Origin of the sequence: Mesorhizobium sp. 113-3-9 (assembly GCF_016756515.1) — a bacterium.
In the GTDB taxonomy this organism is placed as follows: Bacteria; Pseudomonadota; Alphaproteobacteria; order Rhizobiales; family Rhizobiaceae; genus Mesorhizobium.
In genome coordinates this window covers 5,799,914-5,822,470 of the sequence record NZ_AP023246.1, presented here as the reverse complement: position 1 = coordinate 5,822,470, position 22,557 = coordinate 5,799,914, and the positions used below count along the sequence as shown (strand labels likewise).

At 63.1% G+C, this 22,557-nt stretch carries 23 protein-coding genes, 1 pseudogene and 1 riboswitch; of the genes and pseudogenes, 17 read left to right on the top strand and 7 right to left on the bottom strand.

Features of this window, described 5'->3' with window-relative positions; genetic code table 11:
• Positions 1-89 precede the first annotated feature (89 nt).
• Complete coding sequence (locus MesoLj_RS28530; protein WP_202323363.1) at positions 90-1,532, bottom strand: caspase family protein; 1,443 nt, start codon at positions 1,530-1,532, stop codon at positions 90-92.
• Between the two features lie 428 nt (positions 1,533-1,960).
• Between MesoLj_RS28530 and MesoLj_RS28525 the strand changes: the two genes are divergently transcribed.
• Entirely contained in the window at positions 1,961-3,061 is a 1,101-nt protein-coding gene (locus tag MesoLj_RS28525) for an autotransporter domain-containing protein (protein WP_244735185.1), read from the top strand.
• Between the two features lie 65 nt (positions 3,062-3,126).
• On the opposite strand, the gene MesoLj_RS28520 is transcribed toward MesoLj_RS28525, so the two are convergent.
• Complete coding sequence (locus MesoLj_RS28520) at positions 3,127-3,363, bottom strand: hypothetical protein (RefSeq protein WP_140768952.1); 237 nt, start codon at positions 3,361-3,363, stop codon at positions 3,127-3,129.
• Positions 3,364-3,576: 213 nt separating this feature from the next.
• Here MesoLj_RS28520 and MesoLj_RS28515 point away from each other — a divergent pair, with 213 nt between their 5' ends.
• The gene (locus MesoLj_RS28515; RefSeq protein ID WP_202323361.1) at positions 3,577-5,346 is read left to right on the top strand and encodes an acyl-CoA dehydrogenase family protein; all 1,770 of its coding nucleotides are present in this window, start codon (positions 3,577-3,579) and stop codon (positions 5,344-5,346) included.
• 19 nt (positions 5,347-5,365) lie between these two features.
• Positions 5,366-6,115 carry a crotonase/enoyl-CoA hydratase family protein gene (locus MesoLj_RS28510; RefSeq protein ID WP_202323360.1) on the top strand — a complete coding sequence of 250 codons (750 nt, stop codon included), beginning with the start codon at positions 5,366-5,368 and terminating at the stop codon, positions 6,113-6,115.
• A gap of 7 nt (positions 6,116-6,122) precedes the next feature.
• On the opposite strand, the gene pdxH is transcribed toward MesoLj_RS28510, so the two are convergent.
• Positions 6,123-6,740 carry a pyridoxamine 5'-phosphate oxidase gene (gene pdxH, locus MesoLj_RS28505; RefSeq protein ID WP_202323359.1) on the bottom strand — a complete coding sequence of 206 codons (618 nt, stop codon included), beginning with the start codon at positions 6,738-6,740 and terminating at the stop codon, positions 6,123-6,125.
• A 40-nt stretch (positions 6,741-6,780) separates the two neighbouring features.
• Between pdxH and MesoLj_RS28500 the strand changes: the two genes are divergently transcribed.
• From MesoLj_RS28500 to MesoLj_RS28485, 4 genes are all read left to right on the top strand, one after another.
• Positions 6,781-7,242, top strand: a complete 462-nt coding sequence (locus MesoLj_RS28500) for an RT0821/Lpp0805 family surface protein (protein WP_140768944.1) — start codon at positions 6,781-6,783, stop codon at positions 7,240-7,242.
• Between the two features lie 100 nt (positions 7,243-7,342).
• Complete coding sequence (locus tag MesoLj_RS28495) at positions 7,343-8,269, top strand: DnaJ C-terminal domain-containing protein (protein ID WP_202323358.1); 927 nt, start codon at positions 7,343-7,345, stop codon at positions 8,267-8,269.
• Positions 8,270-8,374: 105 nt separating this feature from the next.
• The gene (gene fabI, locus MesoLj_RS28490) at positions 8,375-9,196 is read left to right on the top strand and encodes an enoyl-ACP reductase FabI (protein WP_140768940.1); all 822 of its coding nucleotides are present in this window, start codon (positions 8,375-8,377) and stop codon (positions 9,194-9,196) included.
• Positions 9,197-9,248: 52 nt separating this feature from the next.
• Positions 9,249-9,836, top strand: a complete 588-nt coding sequence (locus MesoLj_RS28485) for a histidine phosphatase family protein (protein WP_202323357.1) — start codon at positions 9,249-9,251, stop codon at positions 9,834-9,836.
• A 10-nt stretch (positions 9,837-9,846) separates the two neighbouring features.
• On the opposite strand, the gene MesoLj_RS28480 is transcribed toward MesoLj_RS28485, so the two are convergent.
• Complete coding sequence (locus MesoLj_RS28480; protein WP_056564015.1) at positions 9,847-10,107, bottom strand: DUF1344 domain-containing protein; 261 nt, start codon at positions 10,105-10,107, stop codon at positions 9,847-9,849.
• Positions 10,108-10,291: 184 nt separating this feature from the next.
• On the opposite strand from MesoLj_RS28480, the gene aroC reads away from it, so the two are divergent.
• Both aroC and ribB read left to right on the top strand, forming a co-directional pair.
• Positions 10,292-11,398, top strand: a complete 1,107-nt coding sequence (gene aroC / locus MesoLj_RS28475; RefSeq protein WP_140768936.1) for a chorismate synthase — start codon at positions 10,292-10,294, stop codon at positions 11,396-11,398.
• 116 nt (positions 11,399-11,514) lie between these two features.
• On the top strand, positions 11,515-12,615 hold the full coding sequence (gene ribB / locus MesoLj_RS28470; protein WP_140768934.1) for a 3,4-dihydroxy-2-butanone-4-phosphate synthase: 1,101 nt from the start codon (positions 11,515-11,517) through the stop codon (positions 12,613-12,615).
• Positions 12,616-12,846: 231 nt separating this feature from the next.
• Here ribB and MesoLj_RS28465 read toward each other — a convergent pair whose 3' ends face one another.
• Positions 12,847-14,070, bottom strand: a complete 1,224-nt coding sequence (locus MesoLj_RS28465; RefSeq protein ID WP_202323356.1) for an MFS transporter — start codon at positions 14,068-14,070, stop codon at positions 12,847-12,849.
• A gap of 120 nt (positions 14,071-14,190) precedes the next feature.
• Here MesoLj_RS28465 and MesoLj_RS28460 point away from each other — a divergent pair, with 120 nt between their 5' ends.
• Complete coding sequence (locus tag MesoLj_RS28460; RefSeq protein WP_202323355.1) at positions 14,191-14,799, top strand: TetR/AcrR family transcriptional regulator; 609 nt, start codon at positions 14,191-14,193, stop codon at positions 14,797-14,799.
• Positions 14,800-14,890: 91 nt separating this feature from the next.
• The gene (locus MesoLj_RS28455) at positions 14,891-15,874 is read left to right on the top strand and encodes a hypothetical protein (RefSeq protein WP_244735184.1); all 984 of its coding nucleotides are present in this window, start codon (positions 14,891-14,893) and stop codon (positions 15,872-15,874) included.
• A gap of 92 nt (positions 15,875-15,966) precedes the next feature.
• Here the strand turns inward: MesoLj_RS28455 and bluB are convergent.
• A pseudogene (bluB, locus tag MesoLj_RS36440) lies at positions 15,967-16,626 on the bottom strand (5,6-dimethylbenzimidazole synthase); the annotation flags it as partial.
• 47 nt (positions 16,627-16,673) lie between these two features.
• Positions 16,674-16,869, bottom strand: a riboswitch (cobalamin riboswitch).
• 164 nt (positions 16,870-17,033) lie between these two features.
• On the opposite strand from bluB, the gene MesoLj_RS28445 reads away from it, so the two are divergent.
• From MesoLj_RS28445 to MesoLj_RS28420, 6 genes are all read left to right on the top strand, one after another.
• Positions 17,034-17,960: a histone deacetylase family protein gene (locus tag MesoLj_RS28445; protein WP_140768926.1), complete on the top strand. Its 927-nt coding sequence runs from the start codon at positions 17,034-17,036 to the stop codon at positions 17,958-17,960.
• Positions 17,961-17,963: 3 nt separating this feature from the next.
• Positions 17,964-18,215: an exodeoxyribonuclease VII small subunit gene (locus tag MesoLj_RS28440; RefSeq protein ID WP_056565628.1), complete on the top strand. Its 252-nt coding sequence runs from the start codon at positions 17,964-17,966 to the stop codon at positions 18,213-18,215.
• 112 nt (positions 18,216-18,327) lie between these two features.
• Entirely contained in the window at positions 18,328-18,594 is a 267-nt protein-coding gene (locus tag MesoLj_RS28435) for a DUF2277 domain-containing protein (protein ID WP_202323353.1), read from the top strand.
• Positions 18,595-18,634: 40 nt separating this feature from the next.
• Positions 18,635-19,555: a pirin family protein gene (locus MesoLj_RS28430; protein ID WP_202323352.1), complete on the top strand. Its 921-nt coding sequence runs from the start codon at positions 18,635-18,637 to the stop codon at positions 19,553-19,555.
• Positions 19,556-19,657: 102 nt separating this feature from the next.
• The gene (gene dxs / locus MesoLj_RS28425) at positions 19,658-21,571 is read left to right on the top strand and encodes a 1-deoxy-D-xylulose-5-phosphate synthase (protein WP_202323351.1); all 1,914 of its coding nucleotides are present in this window, start codon (positions 19,658-19,660) and stop codon (positions 21,569-21,571) included.
• Positions 21,572-21,719: 148 nt separating this feature from the next.
• Positions 21,720-22,013, top strand: coding sequence for a hypothetical protein (locus MesoLj_RS28420; RefSeq protein WP_202323350.1), 294 nt, complete (start codon positions 21,720-21,722; stop codon positions 22,011-22,013).
• On the opposite strand, the gene MesoLj_RS28415 is transcribed toward MesoLj_RS28420, so the two are convergent.
• Positions 22,010-22,411, bottom strand: coding sequence for a GFA family protein (locus tag MesoLj_RS28415; RefSeq protein WP_202323349.1), 402 nt, complete (start codon positions 22,409-22,411; stop codon positions 22,010-22,012). The genes MesoLj_RS28420 and MesoLj_RS28415 overlap by 4 nt on opposite strands.
• Positions 22,412-22,557 lie beyond the last annotated feature (146 nt).

Here is a 22,557-nt window from a genome sequence, read left to right as displayed (position 1 = left end):
CAAAACAGGGAATCCCCGTTGATCAAAGGCAAATCCTGAACCGTCATGGTTAAGGAATGCTTCTCGATGCCGGGGCACCCCGTGCCAGGTTAGAACACACCGCCAATCCCAATTCCGCCACTGATGTCGGGAGGGGGAGCGGCTGGACGTGACGATGGCGAGCGTGAGGGCGTGGAGGCCTTCCGGCTCGCCGCTCCCTTCTGGCGCAGCGGAGCCGTGTCCGACGCGACCTTCGCCGGCTTGGCCTTCATGATGACCGGATCCTTGCAGACGCGGCCGGAGTGCAAGAAGAGATCGCCCAGAAGTTCAACCGTTGGCTCGGTCGCCGAGGCGACCCGCTTGGTGTTCTTGTAGTAGCTGTTGAGAGCTTGGACCGAGTGCTTGCCCCAATCTCCATCGACCGTCATGCGATAGCAGCCCAAGCGGCGCAATTCCGTCTGGATGTTGCGTGCGAGGTCGGTCGCTTTCGCAGGGGCCGGCTCACCGGCCGACGTGCCGACGATCAATGTTTCAAGACCGGAAACCACGCTTTGCCGGGCTCCTTCAAGGCTGGCAAGCTGCGTACCCGCCGGTTCCGGCGAAGCGCCGGGCGGGACTGAAATCTCGGCTGATCGCAATGTTTGTCCCACGATAAGCACGGCGGTCTGCAGGTCGTTGGAAGCAAGCTCGACCTGCAGTTTTTTCTTGGCGGCCGGGTCCGACAGAATGCGAGACAGGCTGGCGCTCAACTGAGCCGGGTCGAGCTCTTGTTGCTCGGTGAAATAGAACTGCTCGCGAAGATTCGACTGGTCCCATGGAACCTGACGACCTGCGGTGAGTGCCTCGGTCTCGTTGCGAACGCGGATCATCATATCCGAGATGCTGAGCCCGGGAATCTCAACGTTCCTCAACAGGGCTGTGGTGAAGGGGCTGTTGTCTCCCGAGCCATCGGCCGTGATGTTGCCTGGCTGGGTCGCGAAGGCGACAAACGTGTTTTCACCCACTTCGACCTGGGCAAGGCCATCCATGACGCTGGTGCCTTTACCGACCGGGTTGTTGCGGCAAGCGTCAAGAAAAATGAACGTCTGCCTCTCCCGGTTGGAAAACTTTGCGATCACGTCGTTTAGCTTGACCGCGCCCGCGGTCAGTTTTTCCAGGGTTTCGGGATCGGGTGTATCGACGGGCAGGAGATAGTTCTCCCCCTGCAACTGAACGCCGTGGCCGGCGTAGAAGATCACCACGGCGCTGGCGGTCGCGAGTTTGCTGTCGGCCCTGTCAAAGAGCTTGGCAAACCCGTCCGACGAAAGGTCGAGCCCCGTCAGCACGTCGAAATTCAGCCTTTTCAGACTTTCGGAGAGTTGCGTGGCGTCGTTTACCGCATTGGTCAAATGTTGAAGGCGCGCGCTTTGGTAATTCGAATTGCCAATGACGATGGCAAGCCGCTTGCTTGGCTTTGACGCAAGCACTTCCTCGACCGCGGCTTGGGCCCCCATCGAACCGAAAAACACGACCAGCAGAATTGCAGCAAAGTGCCGGAAGAAACTGTGGGTCATGTCACGGGCTCGTTTCAGCTGCGACAACGTTCGCGCCGTCGAAGTGTCCGTCCTGCTGATGCGCCGCCCCTCGGACGCCGGAAACCCATATCTCCGAAGACCAGTGAATTTTACACCACAAACCGCCTCAAAGAAAGGGCGAGGGTCTCGCGACCCGCGTTTGATCGGTCGAGCGGGGCGGCCCGAACGATCGTTTTACACGCGCGTCGAAAGACCCGCTCGGCAAGGACCGCAGCCGTGCCGGCAAGCGGAAATCGATTCGACATTCGAAACCGTATCTTCTCGGGGCATAACCTGTTATAGTCGTCATAGTGAAGTCGCAGTATGTCGAGCGCGCACGCTGAAGCCGGACGGATATTTTGAATATCGTCGGCGAATTGCATCCCTGATTATTATTGTCTTACTTGTAATAAAGAGGGGAAATGACAATGACAGCAAGGAAATGGCATTTTGACCCGGTCAACGCGATTGCGCTCTCGATCGGTGCTATGGTCGTCCTCCTGCCTTCGAAGGCCGCTGCCTGCGTCTTCGTTGGCGAGGGGACTGTTCTGTCAGGGCAGTGCTATCTCAACGGCATAGCCAATGGCGCGGTTGTCGACACGTCCCTGGATGCGCTTCTGGGCGTTGTCGATAACGCAATCGAGTCAGATGTCGGCCTTGCGAACGGACCTCCGCAAGCTTTGTCGACGCCGTTCGGCGTCTTCGCTTCGGGCCAGTTGGCGCACACGAAGCACGACGGTTTCACGATTTCACAGGGACCGACCGTGATCACCGGACCGGATTTCGACGTCGACGAGTTTTCCGCCGCGGTCAGCGTGGACTTCAACGCTGCAAAGCATTTCGGTTTCGACAATGAGCACGGTCTGAACCTGGGGCTGTTTGGCGGTTATGCATCGGCCAACGTGGATGCCAATGCGCTCGGCTTCTTTCCTCCCAACGGCGAAGCCACCAACAGAAGCGGCATGTTCGGCGGTTATGGGCTCTATCGTCGCGGCACCAGCTATATGCTGGTGGCTGCATCGGCGTTCCTCGGCAACACCGATGTCGAAAGCACAGGCCTCGGCTCCGGCACGTATGACACACAAGGCTACGCCGTGACGGGGTCGATCGGCCACATCTTCAACTTGACCGATCGGGTGCGCTTCGATCTGCGTGGCGGATTGCTTGGCGTCAGTTTCACGGGCGACGACTACACGGACAGCTCTGGCGTTTCGTACGGAAAAAGCCGCCTGTCATTTGGCGCGATCAAGTTCGAACCTGGAGTTTATGCCGATTATCAACTCGGAAACGGTATGGTGATCAGCCCTTACGCGCGAGCCGATCTGCAGCAGCGCTTCGGCTATTCAAACACCGCGAGCGTGTCCGGTATCGAGAGTAGCTTCGAAGATGCGGACTTCTCGGCGGCGGTGTCGGCAGGCTTCAATCTGAAAATGTCCCAATCGACCACCGTCAGCAGCGAGATTCGGGGCAAATGGTCCCAAGACAGTTCAACCGTCAGTGGCAAGCTGGGCGTAAAGATCGCCTTCTGAACATAGACGACACGATGGTCATTTCCGTCGCCGGCAACGCAAGATGCTCGGCGGGCGATTATCTGCTAGCGCCGGACGCTTGGCGGAAATTCAAACGGGTCGGGCGCGGGCTCCTGCTGCAGCGTGCCTTCGGCGGCGCGCTTGCGGTGGTGCGCCAGCGAGCATTGCGGCGAGCACAATATGCCGCGATCCGACCAGTAGGCCGCACCATGTTCCAGCCTGCCCTCATGGTACCAGAACCCCGGAGCGCGATAGGGCAGGCCACATTCGATGCAACGGTAGGCGTCGGGTCTGGCGAGCATGAGATGTTCCGGTCGGCTGGTTCTGGTCTGCCGCCGGTCGACTTGATCCGGCTTCGATAGAATTTAATACAGGCCGGCGCGATTGCAAAATCCGCGTGACAAAATTTGACGTTTACGTAAAAAGAAGATGAGAGACCGCCCAAAGGCGGGTGGTTTTGCGGTGGCACTGGCTCTAGGGTCGGCGAGGCCGATGCATCAGGAGGATCGAGCGGCATGTATCGGGCACCGGTCGAGGATATCGCCTTTACGCTGAAGCACGTGGCTGGGCTCAAGCAGGGGCTCGATACCGGCGCATTTGGCGATCTCAGCGAGGATCTGGTCGATGCCGTCCTTGGCGAAGCAGGCCGTTTCGCCACCGAGGAAGTGGCTCCCCTTTACAAGATCGGCGACGAACACGGTGCGGTGCTGAAGGACGCTGCCGTCACCACGCCGCCCGGCTGGAAGGAGCTCTATCGCCGCTGGATTGATGGCGGCTGGAACGCGCTGTCCGGGCCCGAGGAGTATGGCGGCCAGGCGCTGCCGACCATGCTGGGCGTCGCCGCGCTCGAAATGTGGAATTCGGCCGCCATGGCCTTCGGCATCGGCCCGACGCTGACCATGGGCGCGGTCGAAGCGCTAGACAAGCATGCTTCGGATGAGCTCAAGGCAAAATATCTCGAAAAGCTCGTCTCCGGAGAATGGATGGGCACGATGAACCTGACCGAGCCGCAGGCGGGCTCGGACCTCGCTGCCTTGCGTGCCCGCGCCGAGCCTGCCGGCGACGGCACTTACCGCATCTTCGGCCAGAAGATCTTCATCACCTATGGCGAGCACGATTTCACCGACAACATCATCCATCTGGTGCTGGCGCGGCTGCCCGACGCGCCTGCCGGCACGCGCGGCATCTCGTTGTTCCTGGTGCCGAAATTCCTGGTCGGCGACGACGGCTCGCTCGGCGCCCGCAACGATGTCTTCTGTTCCGGCCTCGAGCACAAGCTCGGCATACATGCCTCGCCGACCTGCACCATGATCTATGGCGACGGGTTCCAGGGCGCCAAGCCCGGCGCCATTGGCTGGCTGATCGGCGAGGAGAACAAGGGCCTCGCCTGCATGTTCACCATGATGAACAATGCCCGCCTGGCCGTCGGCATGCAGGGGGTAGCCGTCGCGGAAGCCGCCACCCAGAAGGCGATCGCCTATGCCAATGAGCGCCGCCAGGGCAAGGCGGCGGACTACGTCGGCGCCGGCATGGCGCCAATCGTTCACCACCCCGACGTGCAACGCAATCTCTTGACCATGAAGGCGCTGACGCAGACGGCGCGGGCGATCAGCTATTCCTGTGCCCATGCGATCGACATGGCACGGGTCTCGGACGGTGACCAGGCCGCGCATTGGCGTGATCGTGCCAATCTTTTGACGCCGCTGGCCAAGGCGTTTTCGACCGATGTCGGCGTCGAAGTGGCCTCGCTCGGCCTCCAGGTGCATGGCGGCATGGGCTTCATCGAGGAGACCGGCGCGGCGGCTCTCTACCGCGACGCGCGCATCGCGCCGATCTACGAGGGCACCAACGGCATCCAGGCGATCGACCTGGTCACCCGCAAGCTGCCGCTCGGCGGCGGCGAGCATGTGCATGGCTTCATCGGCGAACTGGCTGCGGCCACCAACGCCGTGCGCACCTCAAATCTGCAGGGTTTCGGTCGCACCGCGGATGCGCTCGACGCAGCACTCGGCGATCTGACGCAGGCGACGCGTTTCCTGCAAAAACTGTCGGCGGACGGCCGGACGGAGGAGGCGCTGGCGGGTGCGACGCCTTATCTCAGGCTGATCTCGCTTGCCGCCGGCGGCGCCTATCTGGCGCGGGGCGCTCTTGCCGATCAGGGCCGCATCGGCCTTTGCCGCTTCTTTGCCGAAAACCTGCTCGGCGAGGCGGGTGCCCTGAAAGCGCGTGTTGTCGATGGCGCGGAAAGCCTCGTGGCTGCCGGCAAAACGCTGATCTCAGCCTGACGTTCACAAGGAAAGCACTGTGACTGACCATATCCTCGTCGAGCGCCAGGGCGCCATCCAGGTCATCCGTATGAACCGCCCGGACAAGAAGAACGCGCTGACGCGCGCCATGTACGGCAAGATGTCGCAAACCCTGGCCGAGGGTGATGCCGATCCGACGATCCGCGTCCATGTGTTCCTCGGCGTGCCTGGCGCGTTCTCTTCGGGCAACGACCTTGCCGATTTCATGGTCGTGGCCACTGGTGGCGATGGCGGCACCGAAGTCTGGGATTTCCTGATGGCGCTGGCCAGGGTCGAAAAACCCATCGTCTCCGGCGTTGACGGCATCGCCGTCGGCATCGGCACCACGATCAACCTGCATTGCGACCTGACCTTCGCCACGCCGCGCACCGTGTTCAGGACGCCTTTCGTTGACCTTGGCCTGGTGCCCGAGGCCGGATCGAGTCTGTTGGCGCCGCGGGTCCTGGGGCAGCAAGGCGCGTTCGCGCTGCTTGGCCTTGGCGAGGGCTTTTCCGCCGAGCGCGCGAAGGCCGCCGGCCTTATCTACGATGTGGTCGAGGAGGGGGCGCTGGAGGCCTCGGTGCTGGCGGCTGCCGGCCGGATCGCGGCCAAGCCGCCGCAGGCGCTGAAGATCGCGCGCGACCTCATGCGCGGCTCACGCGACGATCTCGTCGCGCGCATCGGCGAGGAAAGCGATCATTTCCGCGAGCGGCTGAAGTCCGACGAGGCGCGCGCGGCGCTCACGGCGTTCATGACAAGGAAGAAGTAGCAATTCCTCAGGGATAAAGCCGCGTCTTGTCCCAGCCGCCCTTGGCGCTGCGTGAAAAGACCACCCGGTCATGCAATCGGAACGGCCTGTCGTGCCAGAACTCGATCGTCTTCGGAACGATGCGGAAACCCGACCAGTGTTTCGGCCGCGGAATCTCGCCGATGGCATGACGCGCCGTGTATTCGGCGACCGCCTTCTCCAGCGCGAAGCGGCTTTCGAGCGGCCGTGACTGTTTCGAGGCCCAGGCACCGATGCGGCTGCCGCGCGGCCGCGTCGCATAATAAGCATCGGCCTCGGCGTCGCTGACGATCTCCACCGGGCCGCGAATGCGCACCTGGCGGCGCAACGATTTCCAATGGAAACACATCGCCGCCTTCATGCTGCCAAGAATCTCCTGGCCCTTCGCGCTCTCGAAATTCGTGTAGAAAACAAAGCCGCCTTCATCGAATCCCTTGAGCAGCACCATCCGCACATCCGGCATGCCCTCGGCATCGACGGTAGCCAGCGCCACGCCATTGGCATCATTGATTTCGCTCTTGGTGGCGTCGTCCAGCCATGCGGCAAAGAGCCGAAACGGCTCGGCCGCCTCGGTAAAGTCACTGCTTGTTAACTCTGTGTCACTCATAGTTTTTCTCAAATTGTCATGAACCGGGGGAGGTTGCCGATTGTCGCGTATTGCGCAAGCTTTTGACAGCAGGCAATGGAGCGTTATCGCTTCGGCCAGCGCGAAAGCGGCGATCGTGTCAATCGCCCTGCCACTTGTTGGCTGCGGCGCGGGCGGATTCAGCCTGGAAAAAGCCGAAGTCGACCGCTCGATCCTGACCAGCAGCACCTCGGCTTCATCCGCGCCCGCCGATTCGGATCGCGACTCCGATCAGACGACGATCGGCAATGCGGTGTCCTCCGCCGATATCGAGCAACTCGGCGGCCAGGCCGTGCCGTGGGCGAATGCCGGCACCGGGTCGCGTGGCTCCATCACCGAACTGGCGGAGCTGAAGGACAGGGGGCAGACGTGCCGCCGCTTCAGGGCCTCACGCGAAAGCTTTGACGGCGTTGCCATGTTCGAGGGTGAACTGTGCCTCGCCGGCGCCGGCGGCTGGCGCATGCAGGGCTTCAAGGCGCTCTGACTTTCCGCTTTTGATATGACGCCCCGCTACTGGAATTTCTTCCTATGCGAGCGCATATAGGGGGCAAGTATGGACTCAACTCTTCTCCAGGGCAGAACGCATGCGCGACCCGTATGAGGTGCTGGGCGTTGCAAAGAACGCATCGGCCAAGGACATAAAATCGGCGTACCGGAAACTCGCCAAGAAACATCATCCGGATCAGAATCCGAATGATCCCAAGGCGAAGGACCGTTTTTCCGCGGCCAACCAGGCCTATGAGATCGTCGGCGACGAGAAGAACCGTGCGGCTTTCGATCGCGGCGAGATCGACGCCGACGGCAAGCCGCGCTTCCAGGGGTTTGAAGGCGCCGGCGGCGGCGATCCCTTCGGCGGCTTTCGCCGCCAGCAAGGGGCAGGCGGCTCGCGATTCGAATTCCGCTCGGGGCGTCCCGGTGGCGATCCGTTCGACGGCAACAGCGATATTTTCAGCCAGATTTTCGGCGACGCCTTTTCCGGCGCGCGCGGCGCGGGCCAGGGCGACCGCCGCCAGCCCGCGACGGCGGCCGATCTGAACGTCACGCTCGACGTCACCATCGAGGAAGCCGCGAACGCCGAAAAGGTGACGGCGATGTTTCCCGATGGCCGAAAAGTGGCGGTCAAACTGCCGGCCTTTGTCGAGGATGGTCAGACCATCCGGTTGAAGGGGCAAGGCGAGCAGGGGCCGGGCCAACCCGGCGACGCGCTGGTCAAGATCCATATCCGCCGGCACCCGCGCTACCGCATCGAAGGCCGCGACCTGCATGCCGATCTGCCGGTGCCGCTGGCGGATGCGGTGCTCGGTGCCAAGGTGCCGGTCGAGACACCGACCGGCAAGCTCGCGGTCAACGTTCCCGCCTGGTCGAGTTCGGACAAGGTGTTGCGCCTGAAAGGGCGGGGTCTTCCGGAAAAGGCCGGCGGCCATGGCGACCTCTACGCCCATGTGCGCATCATGCTGCCGGAAGGCGGCGACAGCGCGCTGGAAACGCTGTTGCGCGACCAAAAAGGCTGATCCAGCGCTTTTGTCCCCCGAACTGTCCGGTTTGAGCGCTTGAAGGGGCAGTGTGCCTGTGCGATAGGCACTCCACAAAGCACAAACCTTGCGGAGAGCGCTCACATGGCGGGTGGACAGGGCCTGATGGCCGGCAAGCGCGGCCTCATTCTTGGCGTCGCGAACAACAGGTCGATTGCCTACGGCATCGCCAAGGCCTGCGTTGATCATGGTGCCGAAATCGCGCTGACCTATCAGGGCGAGGCGTTCAAGAAGCGTGTCGAGCCGCTGGCGGCGGAACTCGGCGCCTTTGTCGCCGGCCATTGCGACGTCACCGACCCGGCGAGCCTCGACGAGGTTTTCGCCAATGTCGCCAAGCATTGGGGCGGCAAGCTCGACTTCCTCGTCCACGCCATCGCTTTTTCCGACAAGGACGAACTGACCGGCCGCTATGTCGAGACGACGCGCGACAACTTCCTGCGCACCATGGACATTTCGGTCTATTCCTTCACCACCATAGCCAAGCGCGCCGAAGCGCTGATGACCGATGGCGGCTCGCTGCTGACCCTGACCTACTATGGCGCCGAGAAGGTGATGCCGCACTACAACGTCATGGGCGTCGCCAAGGCCGCGCTCGAGGCCAGCGTGCGTTACCTCGCCGTCGATCTTGGCGCCAAGAAGATCCGCGTCAATGCCATCTCCGCCGGGCCGATCAAGACCCTGGCCGCCTCCGGCATCGGCGACTTCCGTTACATCCTTAAGTGGAACGAATACAATTCGCCGCTGAAGCAGACGGTCACGCAGGAAGAGGTCGGCGATTCCGGCGTCTATTTCCTGTCCGACCTGTCGCGTGGCGTCACCGGCGAAGTGCATCATGTCGATTCCGGCTATCACGTTGTCGGCATGAAGGCGGTCGACGCGCCCGATATTTCGACGGTCAAGGACTAACTCCCTCCGCTCATCCTCCGCCCAGGCCCTTGCCCGACCTCCGGAAGACCTGATGTACCCGCTGGTTTATATCGTGCGCCACGGCCAGACTGCGTGGAACGCCGAGTTCCGGCTTCAGGGCCAGGCCGACACCGATCTCAATGCCCTTGGCCGCGAACAGGCGACCGGAAACGGGCATCGGCTGGCCGAACTTGTCGGTGATGTCAGGGATTTCGATTTCGTCGCGAGCCCGATGCGGCGGACGCGCGAAACGATGGAACGCATCCGCGCCGCGATGAAGCTCGATCCGCTCGCCTATCGAACCGATGTCAGGCTGGTTGAGGTCAATTTTGGCGACTGGCAGAGCTTTACTTTTGCCGAGCTCGAGACGCAGTCTCCCGGAGCAAGCCGGTCACGCGCCCTGGACAAATGGAATTTTCAGCCGCCCGGCGAGGGGGCGGAAAGCTACCAGATGCTGCTCGAACGGGTGAAACCCTGTTTCGACGAGATCGGCCGCAGGACGATCTGCGTGACGCATGGCGGCGTCATGCGCACCCTGTTCCGCTTCGTCCTTGACATGGCCGAGGACGAGGCCGCGAACCTGGAGATACCGCAGGATCGCGTGCTCAAGCTTGAAGGGCAGAGCCTGGAGTGGCTTTAAGCCGCCTGGGCTAGTTCGTGTCGCTGTCCGGCAACTGCATATCGGTCACGACATTCTCGCCATTGGTCACGTCGTAAGCGATGACGATGTCCATGCCCGGCTTCAGGGAGTCGAGATCGGTTTCGGCGTTCAGCTTGTAGGATTTGCCGTCGTCCAGCGTCAGCGTCAGCGCATCCTTGTCGATCTTCTTGATCAGGCCTTCGGTCTGTCCGGCGAAGGCGGCGGTGGAACAAAGCAGCATGGCGGCAACAGCGCCAATCAGGGTACGCATGATTGTCCTCTTTGGTCATTGCGCCGGCACTGTGGCGGCGGATCCTCAACGGCGGATGGAAGAAAGCAGAAACCAGCCGAATGTGTCAAAACTTAAACGGCGGGGATGACAGTTTGACCACCGCAAAAAACGCCAATAGAAGGCAGGCTTCAACCGGCTCGGCTGCCGGGCAGGGCAGTTTTCCATGTCTCACAACACGTTCGGCCATCTTTTCCGCGTCACCACCTGGGGCGAAAGCCATGGGGCGGCGCTCGGCTGCGTGGTCGACGGCTGCCCGCCCGGCATCCGCTTCACGCGGGACGAGATCCAGGCCGAACTCGACAAGCGCCGGCCGGGCCAGTCGCGCTTCGTCACCCAGCGCCGCGAGCCGGACGAGGTGAAGGTGCTGTCCGGCTTCGTCCTCGACGGGGACGGCCAGACGATGATCACCACGGGCACGCCGGTCTCGATGCTGATAGAGAATGTCGACCAGCGTTCGAAGGACTATGGCGAGATCGCACGCCAGTACCGGCCGGGCCATGCCGACTACACCTATGACGTCAAATACGGCATACGCGACTATCGTGGCGGCGGCCGCTCCTCGGCCCGCGAGACGGCCGCGCGCGTTGCTGCCGGAGCGCTTGCCCGCAAGGTCGTGCCGGGCATGGTGGTGCGCGGCGCATTGGTGTCGATGGGCGAGAAGTCGATCGATCGCGCCAACTGGAACTGGAATTTCATCGGTGACGCGGAAAACCCGTTCTTCACGCCTGATCCTGCTTCGGTTCCCGTCTTCACGCAGTACCTCGACGGCATCCGCAAGGCCGGTTCGTCGGTCGGCGCGGTGATCGAGATCGTCGCCGACGGCGTTCCGCCAGGTCTCGGCGCGCCGATCTACGCCAAGCTCGACCAGGACATCGCGTCGGGACTGATGTCGATCAATGCCGTCAAGGGCGTCGAGATTGGCAACGGCTTCGAGGCCGCCCGTATCACCGGCGAACAGAATGCCGACGAGATGCGCATGGGCAATGACGGCAAGCCGGTGTTCCTGTCCAACAATGCCGGCGGCATCCTCGGCGGCATCTCGACCGGCCAGGCGATCATTGCACGCTTCGCCGTCAAGCCGACCTCGTCGATCCTGACGCCGCGAAAGTCGATCGACAAGGACGGCAACGACGTCGAGGTAATGACCAAGGGCCGCCACGACCCCTGCGTCGGCATCCGCGCCGTGCCGATCGGCGAGGCGATGGTTGCCTGCGCGATCGCCGATCATTATCTGCGGCATCGAGGACAGACGGGGAAGGGAGGGGAATAGGGCAGTAAGCCAGTAGGGCAGTATGTTACGCTGCCTGCCGAAAGAGCCCAATTTTCCTTTTCCCTACTGCCTTACTGCCCTATTCCCCTACTGCCCTGCGAGCAAAGCGAGCGCCAATGCCTTACGATCAGAAGAAGATTGTCGAAGCCATCCGAGCCTTCGAACGTGGCGAGATCGTCGTCGTCATGGACGATGACGGGCGCGAGAACGAGGGCGACCTGATCGTCGCCGCTGTTCACTGTACGCCGGAAAAGATGGCCTTCATCGTGCGCAACACCTCCGGCATCGTGTGCACGCCGATGCCGCGCGAGGAGGCCAAGCGGCTCAACCTGCAGCCGATGGTCGCCGACAATGATTCCGCCCACACCACCGCCTTTACCGTCAGCGTCGATTTCAAGCATGGCACGACGACAGGCATTTCGGCCGACGACCGCACGCTCACCGTGCGCAACCTCGCCAATGGCAATGTCGGCGCCTCCGATTTCGTCCGTCCCGGCCACATCTTCCCGCTGATCGCGCGCGAAGGCGGGGTCCTGATGCGTTCGGGCCATACCGAGGCCGCCGTTGATCTCTGCAAGCTCGCCGGCTTGCCGCCGATCGGCGTCATTTCCGAACTCGTCAATGACGACGGCACCGTCAAGCGCGGCCCGCAGGTGCAGGCTTTCGCCGAAGAGCATGGCCTGAAACAGGTGTCGGTTGCCGACCTCATAGCCTATCGTCAGCGCAAGGAAACGCTGGTCGAGCGCGTCGCCTGCTCCGATATCGACACGCTCGGCGGCAAGGCGCAGGTCTTCACCTACACGCTGCCGTGGGACACGATGCATCACGTCGCTGTCGTTTTCGGCGACATCCGCGATGGCGAGGACGTGCCGGTGCGGCTGCATTCCGAGGATGTGGTGACCGACGTCTTCGGCACCAGCCATCGGCTGGACGGCATCATGAAGGCGATGGGCGAGCGCAAGCGCGGCGTCATCGTCTATCTGCGCGAGGGGTCCGTCGGCGTTGCGCATCAGGAACGCAAACGGCCGGCAAGCGGCGACCGCGAGGATCATGAAGAGGCCCGCCGGCGCGAGAACGAATGGCGCGAGATCGGCCTCGGCGCGCAAATCCTGAAGGACCTCGGCATTTCGTCGATCAACCTGATCGCCTCGCGCGAGCGCCACTATGTCGGCCTTGAAGGCTTCGGCATCCACATCGCGAAGACCGAGATTCTCTAGCTACCTGAAGCCTCCGCGATATCGTCATCCACGGGCGGAGCAAGGAGCGAAGCGACGCGCGCAGACCCGAGGATCCATGCCGTGACGTCGACGCGTCGCAACGGTCCAGAGATTCTGCTCCGCTGCACCCTATGATCAAGGTCACGGAATGGATCCTCGGGTCTGCGCTCCGCTTCGCGTCGCTCCGCCCGTGGATGACGAAGTCGCGCTGGCTAAGCCATTCCGACCGTGTCACTCGGCCGGAACGGCGGCGGCGTCGCATCCCTCCAGCTCGCATTTGTGGGTGGCAAGGCTGCGCTGGCCAAGCAGCACGGTGATCAGCGCGATGGTGCCTGCCGCCACTGAAACCCAGAACCCGTTCTGGGCGCCGAATGCGTCCACCACGGCGCCGGCGGCGAAGGAGCCGAGCGCCATGCCGATACCGATCCCCGTGGTCACCCAGGTGATGCCCTCCGTCAGCATCGCTTCGGGCACATGCCTCTCGATCAGGCCGAATGCCGTGATGAAGGTCGGCGAGATGGCCACGCCGCTGATGAAGACGGTGAGTGCCAGAAGCGGCACGGTGCCTGCCGTGAGCGGCAGCAGCGTGCTGACCGCGATGACGGCCACCGCGATGGCCAACTGGCGTTGCAGCGGTGTTTTCAGATTGAGCGCGCCGACAATGATGCCGAGCACGAACGACCCCAGCGCGTAGACGCCAATGACGAGGCTGGCGGCGCCGGGTTGGCCGAGTTCCTTGGTGATTGCCACGGTGCTGACTTCCGTCGTCGCGAAGGTGGCGCCGATGAAGATCAGGGCGAATGTGATGATCTGTACCGGGCGCAGGCGGATTGCGGAGCCGCTCGAGCCGTGACCCATCGGCCGCACTTGCGGCTCGGTCGATCGCTGCAGGATGAACGCCGTCGAGCCCAGGGCAAGGAACAGCGTGCTCGCCAGCATGCCCGCTTCCGGGAACAGGGCGGCACTCAAGCCCACCGACAGCGATGCACCGGCGATGTAGACCAACTCGTCCGCCGCCGACTCGAAGGCGAAGGCGGTGTTCATCTCGGGCCGGCCGCGGAAAATCTCGGTCCAGCGTGCGCGCACCATTGCCGGCATGCTGGGCATTGCGGCGGCCAGCAACGCCGACACGAACAGCGTCCAGACCGGCCAGTCCTGATTGGCCGATGCAATCAGTGCCAGGAATGCGAGCACGGAGATGATTGTGGTGGGCACGACGATCCGGGTCTGGCCAAGGCGGTCGACCCGTCTTGATATTTGCGGCGCCAGGAAAGCGTTGGCCAATGCGAATGTCGCCGAGACAGCGCCGGCCAGCCAGTATTCGCCACGCGTTTGCGACAGCATCGCCACGATGCCGATAGGCGCCATGGCGATCGGCAGGCGAGCCAGGAAACCGGCGGCAGCGAAGCCCTTGGCTCCGGGGGCGCGAAAGATCTCTGAGTAAGGGTTCTGCATGATCCGGTTCCTCGACAAAAGGCGCTCCGACAATTACATACGGAGCGTATGAGAACTAGATAGACCATACGCAACGTATGTCAATTGGCATACGAGACGTATGTGAATAGGACCAGAAGCATGCACAGGCCCCGCAAGGAGATGATCGCCGAGACGCGCGCCAAGCTGATCGCCGCGGCCCGCCAGGCCTTCGGGACGATCGGATATGCCGAGGCGTCGATGGACGATTTCACCGCATCCGCCGGACTGACGCGCGGCGCGCTCTATCATCACTTCGGCGACAAGAAGGGGCTGCTGGAGGCGGTTATCGCCGAAATCGACGGCGAGATGGCGGCTCGGGTGAACGAGGTCGCGTCGAGAGCGCCGACCCGCTGGCAGCGTTTCGTCGACGAATGCACCACCTATATCGAGATGGCGCTGGAGCCGGAAATCCAGCGTATCATGTTCCGGGATGGCCCTGCTGTGCTGGGCGATCCGGCACAATGGTCGAATGCCAATGCCTGCGTCGGCTCAATGACCGATCATCTGACCGCGCTGCAGGGGGAAGGTGTGGTCGTCCCGGGCGTCGACCCTGAAACGGCCGCACGGCTTATCAACGGGGCGAGCAGCCAGGCGTCGCAGCGGATCGCCAATTCAAACGACCCCGAAGCCACGTCGAGGAAGGTGGTGGCGGCGTTCAAGCAACTGCTTGAGGGTCTGCTCAAGGAACCGGGTCCGCAATCGAGCTGAAGTCCCGTCTGCGGCCTGGTGCCCGCCCATGATTGACAATCTTCGGTTAGAGCGCATCCTCCCCAGCCATCTCTGAGGGGAGATTCGGGGCATGTGGGATTTCGATATCGGCAGGTCGGTGTCCATCATGATGCGGACCTGGCCTTTCATTGTCTTTCGCATGATCGTCTATTTCGGCATCACGCTGGCCTACATCATGGCGACCGGCACGGGCGCCTCGGTCGGCTATGGCGTCGGCCATATCTCCACCGATCCCGATGGGCCGCTGTCCTTTGCCCTGTGGGGCGGGGTGGTCGGTTTCGGTATCGTCTCTATCGCCGTTTACTGGATCCGCGAATACATCCTCTACGTCGTCAAGGCCGGCCATATCGCCGTCATGGTCCACCTGATCGACGGCCATGATGTCCCTGACGGCCAGAACCAGATCGCCTATGCCCGGCAGGTCGTGACCGAGCGTTTCGCCGAAGCCAACATCCTTTTCGTCGTCGACCAGCTGGTCAAGGGCGCCATCCGCGCCATCACCGGCCTGCTCGGCGGCGTCGCCGCCTTTCTGCCCATTCCGGGCCTGAGCGGCCTGGTTTCCTTCATCAACACGGTGATCCGCCTGTCGTTGACCTATGTCGACGAGATCATCCTCGGCTACAACATCCGCATCAATTCGTCCTCACCCTTCGAGACCGCGCGGCAAGGCGTCGTTCTCTACGCCCAGAACGGCAAGACCATGGTCAAGAACGCCGTCTGGCTGGCGGTAATCATGTGGGGCGTGTCGTTCGTGATCTTCCTGCTGATGCTGGCGCCGGCCGGCGCCATTCTCTTCCTGATGCCCGGACAACTCGCCGGCTGGGCCTTCGTGCTGGCCATCATCTTTGCCTGGGCCTTCAAGGCGGCGTTCATCGAACCCTTCGCCATCGCCTGCCTGATGCAGGTCTATTTCAAGACCATCGCCGGCCAGGTGCCTGATCCGTCCTGGGACAGCAGGCTGGCCGAGGCATCATCGAAGTTCAGGGAGCTCAAGGACAAGGCACTTTCCTCCTTCGGCGGCTCGCGCTGGGGCGCGGCCGGCGCGACGCGCTGATCGGCCGGGCAGGCGGTCGCCTGTGCGGTATCGACGGCGTTCAGGCATGCCACCGCTGACTTGAGCGGTGCCTCGCCTTGCCCGCAAAAGGTCTCGCTCATGATCAGTTCGGGCAGGGGCAGGCGCCGGCCCCAGCCGTGCGTTTCAAGGTCCGGTTTGGGCGCGAATGCGGAAACCCGGCCGACGCAGAGGTAAGCGATCGGCGTTACATGGTCGGGAATGGACAGCAGGCTTTTCAGTGCCTGCGCCTCGATGATGCTGACCCAGCCGACGCCGACGCCTTCGGCGCGTGCCGCCAGCCAGAAATTCTGCACCGCGCAGACCGTGCTGTAGAGGTCCATCTCCGGATTGTGCCAACGTCCCAGTGGCGAGCCCTTCGAGCGCTGGCGGTCGCAGGTGATGCAGATGTTGAGCGCGCTTTCGCAGATGCCTTCCAGCTTCAGCTTGCGGTAAAGCGCCTGCCGTTCTTCCTCGATTTCGGGCAGTTCCTGTTCTCGCGCGGCCAGGAACAGATCGCGCACCTTCTCCCGTCGCGCGGCATCGCGGACGACGATGAAATTCCACGGCTGCATGAACCCGACCGACGGCGCGTGATGGGCGGCAAGCAGCATCCGCGCCAGCACCTCATCGTCGAGAGGAGCAGGCAGGAAATGACTGCGCACATCGCGCCGCGTGAACATGGCACGGTAGACCGCGTCGCGCGCCATCTGGTCAAATCCGTCGCCGACAGGAGCGGTCATAGCATCCGGCATCGCTTGTCCCCTTGCGATTGCAAACCATGTCCTCCGCCTGACCATGCGGATGACGGTGCCTGCCAGGCCGGTCTTCTGGCTCGGGATCAACCCGCGTCCGGTGCCTTCCCGTCATCGACAGTGGCATTTACCGGCGCGGTCCCCCTCACAGCGTTGGGCACGCCACGGAATTCAACCGTGTTCCCGATTCTCCCGCCAGAGCATTTGCAGCCAAGTGGAATCACTTGGCGCCGCAGAATGCGGCTAGACAAACAGACTGGCGGGCACCAGGCAGTGACGGCGACCTTATGCCGAAGCGTTCGCGGCGCCAATCCCCACAGCGACGCCAATGGACGCAGAAGCGATTTTCCCCAGCCATCGGGCCGCGACGCATGGCCATCGCGGCGTTGGGGCACTAGATAGGGACCATGGCCACTCGTCTCTACACGCATCCGATCTTCCTTGAGCACATCACGCCCCCTGGTCACCCCGAGCGGCCGGACCGCTTGCGCGCCATCGAGCGCGTGCTTGACGACGAAGCCTTTGCCGAGCTTGACCGCGTCAAGGCGCCTGAAGGCGACGAGGCCACCATCCTTTACGCGCATCCGGCCGATTTCGTCGCGCGCGTGCGCGCCGCCATCCCTGACGAGGGCATTGCCCGCATCGATGCCGACACCACCGCCAGCCCGAAGAGCTGGCAGGCGGTGATAACCGCGATCGGCGCTGCCAACGCGGCCGTCGACGACGTCTTCGCGGGCCGCGCCGACAATGTCTTCGTCGCCGCCCGGCCACCCGGCCACCATGCCGAAAAGACCACCGCAATGGGCTTTTGCTTCTTCAACACGGCGGCGATCGCGGCCCGCTATGCGCAGAAGAAGCACGGCGTCGAGCGTGTCGCTGTCGTCGACTGGGATGTGCACCACGGCAATGGCACGCAGGATATTTTCTGGGACGATCCCTCGGTGCTCTATTGCTCGACGCACCAGATGCCGCTTTATCCCGGCACTGGCGCAAAGAGCGAGACCGGCGCCGGTAACATCGTCAACGCACCACTGGCGCCGCAGACAGGCAGCGAGGTGTTTCGCGATGCCTTCCTGTCGCGCGTCTTGCCGGCGCTCGACAATTTCGCGCCCGACCTCATCATCATTTCGGCCGGTTTCGACGCGCATCACCGTGATCCGTTGGCCGAGATCAACCTGACCGAGGACGATTTCGACTGGGCGACCGGCCAGCTGATGCAGCGCGCCGCCCGCCACAGCGGCAACCGGCTCGTCAGCCTGCTTGAGGGCGGCTACGATCTGCAGGGACTGGCATTTTCGGTCGCCGCCCATGTCGGGCGACTGATGAAAGGATGAATGATGGCTGCTGAGACCAACGAAGACGTCAAGGCGATGAGCTTCGAACAGGCACTCGACGCGCTGGAGAAGATCGTCGATGATCTGGAGCGCGGCGATGTGCCGCTCGACCAGTCGATCCGCATCTATGAACGCGGCGAGGCCCTGAAGGCGCATTGCGACCGGCTGCTGAAGGCGGCCGAGGACAAGGTCGAGAAGATCAGGCTGTCGCGCGACGGCAAGCCGGTTGGAACGGAACCGCTCGACGCGGACTGAGGCATGGCCGCGAACCATGGTCTTGCCTCACCGGTTTTTGGACACGATCATGATTGAGGATAAAACTCGTCCCGATTGAAACAGCTCCAGGACAAGAGGAGATACGGAAGCGATGTGCAGAAACATCAAGACCCTGTTCAATTTTGATCCGCCTGCAACCAATGACGAAGTGCGTGACGCAGCCCTTCAATTTGTCCGCAAGCTGAGCGGAACGACGCGGCCTTCGAAACAGAACCAGCATGCGTTCGACCACGCCGTGGAGGCCATTGCGGCATCGGCGCGCGCACTTCTCGATTCGCTCGAAACCCACCAGCATCCGCGCAACCGCGAAGAAGTGGCCGCCAAACTGCGGGCAAAGGCGGCGATCCGCTTTGCCTGATGCCGCCAAAGCGGTTACCGAACGCTGATAAGGAGAGTTCATGAGCTTCTTCCCGGGGAAAGACCCTGAGGCCGGCGACGCCTTTGCCAGCGACCAGATCGAACTGATGGTCATCCCGAACGCCAAGGACATTGGCGGCTTCGAGGTCCGTCGCGCCTTGCCGACCGCCAGGAGGCGGCTGGTGGGGCCGTTCATCTTCTTCGATCGCATGGGTCCGGCGATCCTGCGTGCAGGCCAGGCGCTCGACGTCCGTCCGCATCCGCATATCGGCCTGTCGACGGTGACCTATCTGTTCGACGGCAAGATCAGGCATCGCGATTCGCTCGGTACCGAAATGGTCATCCAGCCCGGCGACGTGAATTTGATGACCGCCGGCCGTGGCATCGTGCACTCCGAGCGCACGCCCGAGGAATTGCGCGGCGCGCCGATGTCGATCTCCGGCCTGCAGACATGGCTGGCACTGCCGGACGGCAAGGAGGAATTGGCGCCCGTATTCGAGAACACCGCTGCCTTGCGGCTGCCCGAGATCGATGCCGAAGGCGTCAAAGGCCGCGTTGTGATCGGTGACTTTCAGGGACTGCGTTCCCCGGTACGGGCCGACGCCGAGACGCTCTACGCCGATCTCAGGCTGGCGCCCGGCGCCAGCATAAAGATTCCGGCCGATGCGGAGGAGCGCGCCATCTACACACTGGAAGGCGAGGTCACGATTTCGGGTGACGTCTTCCCGGCTGAACGCCTGCTGGTGTTCCGGCCCGGCGACGAGATCATCGTGTCGTCGCAAACCGGTGCGCATTTCATGCTGTTCGGCGGCGCCTCCCTCGGCTCGCAGCGCTACATCTGGTGGAATTTCGTCTCTTCCTCCAAGGAGCGCATCGAACAGGCCAAGCAGGAATGGAAGACGGGCCGCTTCGATATCGTTCCCGGGGACGAGAAAGAGTTTATTCCGCTGCCGGAGAGCTGAGGAAAATCGGCGAGGGGACCTGCTTGATCCGCGTCGCCGACACGCATTTACTTTCGCAGGCTGGCGGCCTATCCCGCCGTTGAACAGAAAGCCCGAGCTCTCGTGAACGCAACGCCGCATACGCCGCTTCTCGACAAGGTCCGCATTCCGGCGGATTTGCGCGCGCTTGACGAGAGCGAACTGCCGCAACTGGCATCAGAACTTCGCCTCGAGCTGGTCGACGCGGTGTCCCGCACCGGTGGTCACCTTGGCGCCGGCCTTGGCGTGGTCGAACTGACGATCGCCCTGCACTATGTCTTCAACACCCCGGACGACCGGCTGATCTGGGATGTCGGCCATCAGGCCTATCCGCACAAGATTCTGACCGGCCGCCGCGATCGCATCCGCACGCTGCGCCAGGAAGGCGGCCTGTCCGGCTTCACCCGCCGCGCCGAGAGCGAATACGATCCCTTCGGCGCCGCCCATTCCTCGACGTCGATATCGGCAGGCCTCGGCATGGCCGCTGCCCGCGACCTCTCCGGCGGCCGCAACAATGTCATCGCCGTCATCGGCGACGGCGCCATGTCGGCCGGCATGGCCTATGAGGCGATGAACAATGCCGGCGCGCTCGATGCCCGGCTCATCGTCATCCTCAACGACAACGACATGTCGATCGCGCCGCCGACCGGTGCGATGAGCGCCTATCTGGCGCGGCTGGCGTCGGGCAAGGCCTATGCCGGCCTGCGCGACTTCGGCAAAAAATTGACGTCCTATCTCGGCAAGCGCGCCGATCGTGCCATTACAAGGGCGGTCGAGCATGCGCGCGGCTACGTCACCGGCGGCACCTTGTTCGAGGAGCTCGGCTTCTACCATATCGGCCCGATCGACGGTCACAATCTCGAACATCTGATCCCGGTCCTGAAAAACGTCCGCGACAATGGCGAAGGCCCGGTGCTGATCCATGTCGTCACCCAGAAGGGCAAGGGCTACGCGCCGGCGGAAGCCGCCGCCGACAAATATCACGGTGTTAACAAGTTCGACGTCATCACCGGCGCGCAGGCCAAGGCGCCGGCCAACGCGCCGGCCTACACCAAGGTGTTCGCCGAAAGCCTGATCCAGGAGGCTCGTGAGGACGATCGCATCGTCGCGGTCACCGCCGCCATGCCGAGCGGCACCGGTCTCGACCTCTTCGGCGAAGTGTTTCCGGCCAGGACCTTCGATGTCGGCATCGCCGAGCAGCACGCGGTCACCTTCGCGGCGGGCCTGGCGACCGAAGGCTACAAGCCGTTCGCGGCGATCTATTCGACCTTCCTGCAGCGCGCCTACGACCAGGTCGTCCACGACGTCGCGATCCAGAAACTGCCGGTTCGTTTCCCCATCGACCGCGCCGGCTTCGTCGGCGCCGATGGCGCCACTCATTGCGGTGCTTTCGACACCACCTTCCTGGCAAGCCTGCCGGGCTTTGTCGTGATGGCCGCTGCCGACGAGGCGGAGCTTCGCCACATGGTGCGCACCGCGGCAAGTTATGATGACGGCCCGATCGCCTTCCGCTATCCGCGTGGGAATGGCGTCGGCGTCGACATGCCGGAGCGCGGCTCGATTCTCGAACTCGGCAAGGGCCGCATCGTCAGGGAAGGCACAAAGGTGGCGCTGCTGTCCTTCGGCACGCGCTTGCAGGATTGTCTGATCGCTGCCGAGGAACTCGGCGCGGCCGGGCTTTCCACCACCGTCGCCGATGCCCGCTTCGCCAAGCCGCTCGACGAGGATCTTATCCGGCGGCTGGCTCGCTCGCACGAGGTTCTGGTGACGGTGGAGGAGGGCGCCATTGGCGGCTTCGCCAGCCACGTGCTGCAGTTCCTCGCCCATGAAGGACTGCTGGAAAGCGGCCTGAAGGTGCGCCCGCTGGTGCTGCCCGACGTGTTCGCCGACCACGCCAAGCCGGAAAAAATGTATGCCGATGCTGGCCTCGATGCCGCCGGCATCGTGCGCACCGTTTTCACCGCGCTCGGGCATACGGCCCGCGCCCAGCGCGCCTGAATCAAAACCTCAAGCGCTTGAATCAATTTGCCGGCTTGATTTCATAACGCATTGTTAACACTGCCGTTTGGCGTTTTGCTTACCGTGTCCCTTGGCCGTTTTTCAACGGCGCCCTGCTAGATCGACGTCAGGCAGGGAGATAATAACAATGAAGACGCTTCTGTGCGGCGTGGTTTTTCTGGCCATCATCGCGGCACCCGCCGCCGCCGAGACGCGCTACGACCGCAATCTCGAAAGGGCGGCAGTGGGCATCGTCGCCGGCAAGATGGGCGATATCCGTGGCGGTTTTTCCTACAAGCAGGTGCCGCAACTTGTGGTCCTGCCTGACCCTGTGCCGGCGTCCGCGGTTGTCGCCGAGCACCCAGGTGAGCAAGCTTCAAGGGATCGGCACGACGGCTTGTCTCCCGCCGTCGAGCGCCAGGTGTCGCGCACTATCTTCTAGAACCACATGTCGCGCACGCAGCGGCCATCGCGAGGCAGGTCGTCGTAAGTGTCGAGCCCATCGAAATGGTCGATCGGCAGATCGGCGACGGCCTCGGGCGGCGCCAGCCGCACATTGACGGCGATGCGTGTTCGACCGGAGGCACCGGCGCGCAGCCCGCGCCAGGCGAGCACGCAGGCGCAGGTCGGGCAGAACAGGATTTCGAGCGAAGGCGTATCCTTTCCGGCGCGCGTGTAGCTGGCAATCGGCCCCGCGACGCGAATGCGCTCATCGACATAGTCATAGGCCCAGAGCACGCCATAGCGGCGGCAGAGCGTGCAGTTGCAGGCGGTGACCGGCCCGGGATCGCCCTCAAGGGTCCAGTGGGTTGCGCCACAGTGGCAGGTTCCCGTCAGCATTCGTTGTCCCCGGGTTCCGACGATGGAGGTTCTCCTCTTCGATTACCATTTTGCCGAACCCGATGCGATGCACACAAGCCGCGGCGCGGCCTGATGCGCTCGCCGCTCTTTGCTTGTTCGGCCCAATGTCCTTGCCTTCGCCGCCG

Excerpts from the sequence above, each read along its gene's own strand:
- MesoLj_RS28530 (WP_202323363.1), bottom strand. The coding sequence starts at position 1,532 with ATGACCCACAGTTTCTTCCGGCACTTTGCTGCAATTCTGCTGGTCGTG.
- MesoLj_RS28525 (WP_244735185.1), top strand. The coding sequence starts at position 1,961 with ATGACAGCAAGGAAATGGCATTTTGACCCGGTCAACGCGATTGCGCTC.
- MesoLj_RS28520 (WP_140768952.1), bottom strand. The coding sequence starts at position 3,363 with ATGCTCGCCAGACCCGACGCCTACCGTTGCATCGAATGTGGCCTGCCC.
- MesoLj_RS28515 (WP_202323361.1), top strand. The coding sequence starts at position 3,577 with ATGTATCGGGCACCGGTCGAGGATATCGCCTTTACGCTGAAGCACGTG.
- pdxH (WP_202323359.1), bottom strand. The coding sequence starts at position 6,740 with ATGAGTGACACAGAGTTAACAAGCAGTGACTTTACCGAGGCGGCCGAG.
- MesoLj_RS28495 (WP_202323358.1), top strand. The coding sequence starts at position 7,343 with ATGCGCGACCCGTATGAGGTGCTGGGCGTTGCAAAGAACGCATCGGCC.
- fabI (WP_140768940.1), top strand. The coding sequence starts at position 8,375 with ATGGCGGGTGGACAGGGCCTGATGGCCGGCAAGCGCGGCCTCATTCTT.
- MesoLj_RS28485 (WP_202323357.1), top strand. The coding sequence starts at position 9,249 with ATGTACCCGCTGGTTTATATCGTGCGCCACGGCCAGACTGCGTGGAAC.
- MesoLj_RS28480 (WP_056564015.1), bottom strand. The coding sequence starts at position 10,107 with ATGCGTACCCTGATTGGCGCTGTTGCCGCCATGCTGCTTTGTTCCACC.
- aroC (WP_140768936.1), top strand. The coding sequence starts at position 10,292 with ATGTCTCACAACACGTTCGGCCATCTTTTCCGCGTCACCACCTGGGGC.
- ribB (WP_140768934.1), top strand. The coding sequence starts at position 11,515 with ATGCCTTACGATCAGAAGAAGATTGTCGAAGCCATCCGAGCCTTCGAA.
- MesoLj_RS28465 (WP_202323356.1), bottom strand. The coding sequence starts at position 14,070 with ATGCAGAACCCTTACTCAGAGATCTTTCGCGCCCCCGGAGCCAAGGGC.
- MesoLj_RS28460 (WP_202323355.1), top strand. The coding sequence starts at position 14,191 with ATGCACAGGCCCCGCAAGGAGATGATCGCCGAGACGCGCGCCAAGCTG.
- MesoLj_RS28455 (WP_244735184.1), top strand. The coding sequence starts at position 14,891 with ATGTGGGATTTCGATATCGGCAGGTCGGTGTCCATCATGATGCGGACC.
- MesoLj_RS28445 (WP_140768926.1), top strand. The coding sequence starts at position 17,034 with ATGGCCACTCGTCTCTACACGCATCCGATCTTCCTTGAGCACATCACG.
- MesoLj_RS28440 (WP_056565628.1), top strand. The coding sequence starts at position 17,964 with ATGGCTGCTGAGACCAACGAAGACGTCAAGGCGATGAGCTTCGAACAG.
- MesoLj_RS28435 (WP_202323353.1), top strand. The coding sequence starts at position 18,328 with ATGTGCAGAAACATCAAGACCCTGTTCAATTTTGATCCGCCTGCAACC.
- MesoLj_RS28430 (WP_202323352.1), top strand. The coding sequence starts at position 18,635 with ATGAGCTTCTTCCCGGGGAAAGACCCTGAGGCCGGCGACGCCTTTGCC.
- MesoLj_RS28420 (WP_202323350.1), top strand. The coding sequence starts at position 21,720 with ATGAAGACGCTTCTGTGCGGCGTGGTTTTTCTGGCCATCATCGCGGCA.
- MesoLj_RS28415 (WP_202323349.1), bottom strand. The coding sequence starts at position 22,411 with ATGCTGACGGGAACCTGCCACTGTGGCGCAACCCACTGGACCCTTGAG.